This window comes from Burkholderia sp. ZZQ-2, from assembly GCF_050768715.1.
GTDB lineage: Bacteria > Pseudomonadota > Gammaproteobacteria > Burkholderiales > Burkholderiaceae > Burkholderia > Burkholderia cepacia.
In genome coordinates this window covers 1-6442 of record NZ_LDVA01000052.1, presented here as the reverse complement: position 1 = coordinate 6442, position 6442 = coordinate 1, and the positions used below count along the sequence as shown (strand labels likewise).

Here is a 6442-nt window from a genome sequence, read left to right as displayed (position 1 = left end):
GTGCGCTGTTCGCCCTGACCCGGTTCTATCGAACCGTCGGACTCCTGATCGCGGGCGGCACGCCCGTGATCGACGCGCTGGAATTGTCCGGCAAGGTGCTGCCCGCGCATTTCGGGGCGCGCCTCGCGACCGCGCTGACCGAGTTGCGTGCCGGACGATCGGTATCGACCGTCTTCGCGGCCCATGCACTGACGACCTCCGTCGCCGAGCGGCTGCTGCGCGTCGGCGAACAGAGCGGCGACCTGGGCGGAATGTGCGAGCACATCGCGCAGTTCCACGACGGCGCGCTCGACCGGTCGATCGAAATGATCAGCAAGGTTTTCGAACCGGTGCTGATGCTCGCGGTCGGCGCAACGGTCGGCGCGGTGGTTCTGCTGCTGTACATGCCGATCTTCGAATTGGCCGGCAGCGTCGGATAGCGGTCCCGGCCGGCCAGATGCCCGCCTTCCCGCTTCCCAACTGGAGAATTCAAGATGACTACGCAACACCTGATTCAACGCTGGCACGCGGAAAGCGAGGCGTCCGGCATCGGTTTCGCCGAGTATGTCAACGACCTGATGCGCGCCGACGCGACGCGTCTCGCCGAAGTGGCGGCCTGCCTCGGCATCGATCCGATCGACGCCGACACGCTGCGCGCCGCGCCGACGCATTTCGACCTGTTGCCGCTGCACGACGCGCTGGCGCTGCGCGCGCTGCCGATCAAGCGCAACGGTGCACCGTGCATCGTCGTCGCCGATCCGGTCGCGCGCAGCGTGCGCGACGAACTGCTCTCGCGCGTCGGCGCGCGGCCGGTCAGTCTCGCGATGAGCACCCCCGGCGAAGTCGAGCGCCTGCTCGGCGATCTCGAATCGAACGAACGCGCGATGGACGACGTGACGATCGACGCATCGGGCGACACGCTCGCGCGCGTGACCGAATCGATTTCGCTCGCCAGCATCGCCCGGGACGAAAGCCCGATCATCCGGCTGGTCAACTCGACGCTGTACGACGCGCTGCAGAGCCGCGCGAGCGACATTCACCTCGAATCGGCGGCGGACGGCCTGTCGATCCGCTACCGGATCGACGGCGTCCTGCAGTCGATCCGCCACATTCCCGGCATCGAAGTCGCCACGCAGACGATGTCGCGGCTCAAGGTGCTCGCGGCCCTCGACATCGCGGAAAAACGCGTGCCGCAGGACGGCCGCTTCAAGATCGTGATGCAGGGGCGCGAAATCGATTTCCGCGTCTCCATCATCCCCGGCACCTACGGCGAGAACGCGGTGATGCGCGTGCTCGACAAGTCGCAACGCGGCGACAGCGTGAGCCTCGACGTGCTCGGCTTCGACGCGTCGACCGCCCGCCGCGTGCGTGCGCTCGCCCATCGCCCCTACGGGCTCATGCTCGTGACGGGGCCGACCGGAAGCGGCAAGTCGACGACGCTTTATGCCGTGCTGTCGGAGGTGAACACGGGCGACGACAAGATCATCACGATCGAGGATCCGGTCGAATACGAGCTGAAGGGCGTGCTGCAGATTCCGGTCAACGAGCGCAAGGGCCTCACCTTCGCGCGCGGGCTGCGTTCGATCCTGAGGCACGATCCGGACACGGTGATGGTCGGCGAGATCCGCGACGAGGAAACCGCGTCGATCGCGGTGCAGTCGGCACTCACCGGCCACCGCGTGCTGTCGACCGTGCACGCGAACGACGGCTTCAGCGTGATCGACCGCTTCATCTACATGGGCGTGGAACCGTCGACCTTTCTCGAGGCGCTCAACGGCGTCGTATCGCAGCGACTGGTGCGACGGATCTGCGCGACCTGCGGCGCTCCGGCGACGAGCGGCGCAGATCTCGCCGGCGCGCCGCCCGACGTGCTTCGGCGCGAGGTGGCGCCCGGCGCCGGCTGCGACACGTGCCGCGGCACGGGCTATCACGGCCGGATCGGGCTTGCCGAAGTGCTTGCGCTGGATGCGCCGCTGAAGGCGGCCCTGCTCGAGCGCTCGATCGAGAAGCGCGCGCGCGCACTCGCGGAGTGCCCCGACTATCAGTCGATGCGCGACGCGGGGCTGGCGGCGGTGCGCGCACGAATGACGACATTCCAGGAGGTGCAGCGTGCAATCGCTCTGGAATGACGTCACCGTGCTGATCGACGCCGATACGCTGCACGTCCGGGCGCATGAAAGCCGGCGCGCACGGCGCACCGGTGCGCCGCTCGCCGTCGTCGCCCACGAGGGCCGGCCAGCCGACGCGCTCGTGCAGGTGCTCGCCGGCCTGCCGAAAGCGCGCCTGCCGATGCGCAACCGCCTCCACGTCGTCGTCGGGCATCCGTGGTCGCACGGTGTGGTGCTGCCCTGGCAGGAAGGCCTGGTGTCGGACGCCGCGTGGGATGCGTATGCCCGCATGCTGTTCGCCGCGCGCGCGCAGCGCGGCGCGTTGCGCATCCTCATCGAGGACGAACGGCGCGGCCGCGCGCGCCTTGCGGTCGCGGCCTGCGACGAACTCCTCGCGGCGCTCGTCGACGCGAGCCGCGCGGCCGGCTGGCGGCTCGCCAGCTTCCGCGACGCGCTGTCGGCGTCGCTCGCGTCGCACGCCGCGCGGCTGGTCGGCGACGATTTCCGCTTCGCGCTTCGCCAGCCGCACGTCGTGACGTGCATTTTCCGGCGTTCGGGCGAATGGGCCGACATCGTCACGTTGCCGCGCGCCGGCGACCGCCGCGACGACTGGTTCGCCGCGGCGGCGCTGATCGCCGGGCAGCCGGCCGGCGGCGACGCGCATGCCTGCCGGTTCGACGGTTCGATGCTCGCCGATGGCGACGCGGCGTGCGCGCCGGCGGATGGCCGCACGGCCGAACCGATGGATGTCGCGGCGGAGGATCCGGCATGAAGCGCCTGTCGGAACTGAACTTCATCGCGCCGCGCACGCGCCTGACGCCGTGGGCCGGTATCGCGCTGTGCTGCGCGCTGGCGGCCGGGCTCTTCGCCGGCAGCGAATGGAACCGCGTCGAAGCACTGCGTGACGATGTCGAGCAGGTCGAGAAGCGCATCGAGCAGCGTCAGCGCGTCATCGAGCGCGAACAGCGGCGGGAGAAGGCCAAGACGCCCGAGCAGCGGCGCATCGAGCGCGTGCTGGCCGAACAGACGATGACCGACAAGGGCTCCGGCCTGTCGGTGATCGACTGGATCGAGCACGCCTGGACCCCACAGATCGCGCTGAAGTCGCTGACGGTGGACAAGGCGGGCCGGGAGGCGCGCATCGAAGGCGGTGCCGCGGAGCTGTCGCACGTCTACCTGTTCGTCGACCGCCTGCACGACCGCCATCCGGACCGCATGATCGGCCTGCTCCAGCATCGGATGAAGACCGAGGACGGCAAGGCCATTTTTCACTTCAGCCTGAGCATCGAACATCCATGACCCACCTGAATGCAATCGACAAAACGGCGCTTGCTGCGCGGTTGCGCTGGGGGCGCTATGTCGCGACCCGCAAGCTCGGCGTGCCCGGGCTGCTGGCGGCCGGCGCGGTCGTCGCCCTGCTCGGCCTGCACGCGCTTTATATCCAACCGGGCGGCGCGCGACTCGACGCGACGCGCGGCGCGCTCGCCAAGGATCTGGCCGCGCTGCCCAAGCCCGGCCCGAAGGCCGGCGACGGCGGCATGACGCTGCACGACGTCCAGCAGCTGCGCAGCCGCGAGCAGGCGTATTCGCTGTTCGAGATCCTGTCGCAGAACGGCCTGGAACGGAAGCACGCGACCTACCGGCGCGAGGCCGAGGTGAAGGGCAAGCTGCGACGGCTCACGATCAGCATCGCGCTGAGCGGCAGCTACGCCGGATTGCGCGAAGCGATGCGGAAAATCGCCGACCAGCCAATGGTGCGTATCGAGAGCGTCACGATCGAGCGCGAAAAGATCGACAGCCCCGTCGTCAACGTCGATCTGCGGGTCAGCCTGCTGGGGCCCGACGCATGATGCGCCGCACCTTCATACGCGTCGCGGCGGCGCTGGCCGTTGCCGCCTCAGGCGGCAGCCTGGCGCACGAGTCCGTCGGCCAGCCGAGCATCGTCGACGTGTTCCCGGCCCAAAGCTGGGTGTCGCTCGGCGCGGAAGACGCGCCCCCCGCCACGCCCGCCCCTGTCGAACCGCCCGCGGCGGAGCCGCCAGCGCTGAGCGATCCGATCGACGCCGCCGCCGCGCCGCCGATGCCGTTCGAGATTGCCGGCGAATGGCGCACGCAAGGGCAGCGCATCGTCGTGCTGGAAGGCGACGGCAAGACATTCCTGCTGTGCGGACGCCGCTGCGGCGTCCGCGATGCCGTATTGCCGGGCGGCGAGATCGCCGACGGCTACCGGCTGAAAACGCTGGGCGAAACAGGTCCGGTCGTCATGACCCGAAACGGCTCGGACATCGAGCTGTCGCCGCCGTCGCCGACCCATTGAATTGCGAATCGAACTTCTATCGAACACCATGATGAAACGAACCATCAGTCTATTGCTCCTGACCTCGGCGCTGGCGCTGGCGGGATGCTCGAGCCTCCCGGCCGGCAGCCCGTCCGCCGCCGGGACATCCGCCGAACGCCTCGGCACGCTCCAGCAGCAGAAGGAAGCCGCACCGGAAGACATCCGGATCGCCACTTCCCTCGAACTCACGCGGCAGGAATACGTGCGCGCCGAGCTGAAGGCCGCCGACCGGCAAAACGCACAGGGCAACCACAGCGCGGCGATCGATCACCTGAACAACGTGCTGGCCGAGGACGCCGGCAATCTGCGCGCCCGTCAGGAACTCGAGCAGGTCAAGCGCCGCCAGCAAATGGCGGTCGAGCTGTCGCGCGCACAGCGCATCCGCGGCGAGCAACCGCAGGAAGCCCTCGAGATCGCGCGGCGCATCCTTGCCGAACAGCCGAACCACGCGGAAGCCAAGCGGCTGCGCGATGCGCTGCTGCGCGCGTCGCAGGCGAGCCGTCCCGTGCGCCCGCAACTGTCCGACGCGCTGCGCAAGCCGGTTTCGCTCAATTTCAAGCAGCAACCGATGTCGAACATCTTCGACGTGATCTCGCGCGTGTCCGGCGTGAACTTCGTGTTCGACCGCGACGTCGATACGAACCAGCCCGCCACGCTGTTCGCCGAGCGCACCACCGCCGAGGATGCGATCAACCTGCTGCTGCGCACGAACCAGCTCGAGAAGAAGGTGCTCGACAAGCACACGCTGCTCGTCTACCCGTCGCAGCCGGAGAAAAGCCGCACCTATACCGAGTTCGCGCTGCGCACCTTCTTCCTGTCGCACGCGGACGCGAAATCGGTGATGGCGGCCCTGCGCCAGATGATCAAGCCGAAGGACATCTACGTGGATGAGCGTGTCAACGCGGTCGTCCTGCGCGACACGCCCGAAACGATCCAGGTGGCCGAGCGCGTCGTGATGGGGCTGGACATCCCCCAGTCCGAAGTCACGCTCGACGTGCAGGTGCTGGAGGTCAACATGAACGACAGCCTCGATCTCGGCGTCCAGTACCCGGGCCGCGTGCAGTTCGGCGCGCTCGGCGGCGCGGAGGGCGCGGCGCTGACGCTCGGCGACCTGCTGCGCCTGAACCGCGACCGGATCGGCGTATCCAGCGAATCCGGCGCGCTGTCGCTCGCGATCGACATGCTGCAGAAGCAGGGCAAGACCAAGACGCTCGCGAATCCGAAGATCCGCGTACGCAACATGGAGAAGGCCAACATCAAGATCGGCGAACGCGTGCCGATCGTCACGACCACGAACGCCAACGGCGTCGTCACGGAATCCGTCAGCTACCAGGACGTCGGCCTGATGCTGAAGGTGGAGCCGCGCATCAGCCTCGACGACGAGGTCAGCGTGAAGGTCAACATGGAAGTCAGCAGCATCCTGTCGAAGGAAACGACCAAGACCGGCCTCGTCGCCTATTCGCTCGGGACGCGCAATGCGGAAACCCTGATGACCGCGCGAAACGGCGAAACGCAGATCCTCGCCGGCCTCGTCAAGCGCAACGAGATCGAGAACGTCTCGGGTCTGCCCGGCGTGTCGGGCCTGCCCGTCGTCGGCCGCCTGTTCGGCTCGAACGGCCGCAGCAACGAGCGCTCGGAAATCGTGCTGCTGATTACCCCGCACATCGAGCGCAACCTCGACCTGCCGACGTCGGCCGTCACCACGTTCCTGTCGGGGACCGAGACGCGCGTGACGACCGAGGCGCTGACGCTCGAATCCGCATCGGCCGCGCCGGCCCCGAGGGCTTCGTCGGCTTCGTCGAACGGCCCGGATCTCGATGCGCCGATCGAACCGGCGGCACCCGTCGCGGACGCCGCGCCTGCCGCGCAACCGGGCCAGGACGAGGCCGTCGATACCGCGCAGGGCGCTGAAGCCTCCCCGGCTGAAGAATCGGGCGACGCCGGGGCCGTATCGGGCAGGCCCACGATGAAAGGCGGCAGCATGATGCGTGTGCGTGCGGAAGCGGCCGCCTTGCCG

At 68.6% G+C, this 6442-nt stretch carries 7 protein-coding genes; all 7 read left to right on the top strand.

Annotated elements, in window-relative coordinates:
* The coding region (locus ABY44_RS01685; protein ID WP_431640782.1) for a type II secretion system F family protein at positions 1-419 on the top strand (419 nt) is incomplete at its 5' end.
* A 54-nt stretch (positions 420-473) separates the two neighbouring features.
* Entirely contained in the window at positions 474-2108 is a 1635-nt protein-coding gene (locus tag ABY44_RS01680; RefSeq protein ID WP_060174042.1) for a GspE/PulE family protein, read from the top strand.
* Positions 2089-2859, top strand: coding sequence for a hypothetical protein (locus ABY44_RS01675; protein WP_230948862.1), 771 nt, complete (start codon positions 2089-2091; stop codon positions 2857-2859). Before ABY44_RS01680 ends, ABY44_RS01675 begins: the two co-directional genes overlap by 20 nt.
* Positions 2856-3386, top strand: coding sequence for a hypothetical protein (locus ABY44_RS01670; RefSeq protein WP_060174043.1), 531 nt, complete (start codon positions 2856-2858; stop codon positions 3384-3386). The genes ABY44_RS01675 and ABY44_RS01670 overlap by 4 nt, the downstream gene beginning before the upstream one ends.
* The gene (locus tag ABY44_RS01665; RefSeq protein ID WP_060083853.1) at positions 3383-3937 is read left to right on the top strand and encodes a hypothetical protein; all 555 of its coding nucleotides are present in this window, start codon (positions 3383-3385) and stop codon (positions 3935-3937) included. Before ABY44_RS01670 ends, ABY44_RS01665 begins: the two co-directional genes overlap by 4 nt.
* A complete protein-coding gene (locus ABY44_RS01660) occupies positions 3934-4404 on the top strand; it encodes a hypothetical protein (protein WP_027790291.1) in 471 nt (156 codons plus the stop codon). Before ABY44_RS01665 ends, ABY44_RS01660 begins: the two co-directional genes overlap by 4 nt.
* A 31-nt stretch (positions 4405-4435) precedes the next feature.
* A partial coding sequence (locus ABY44_RS01655) for a secretin N-terminal domain-containing protein (RefSeq protein ID WP_431640781.1) occupies positions 4436-6442 on the top strand: 2007 nt, incomplete at its 3' end.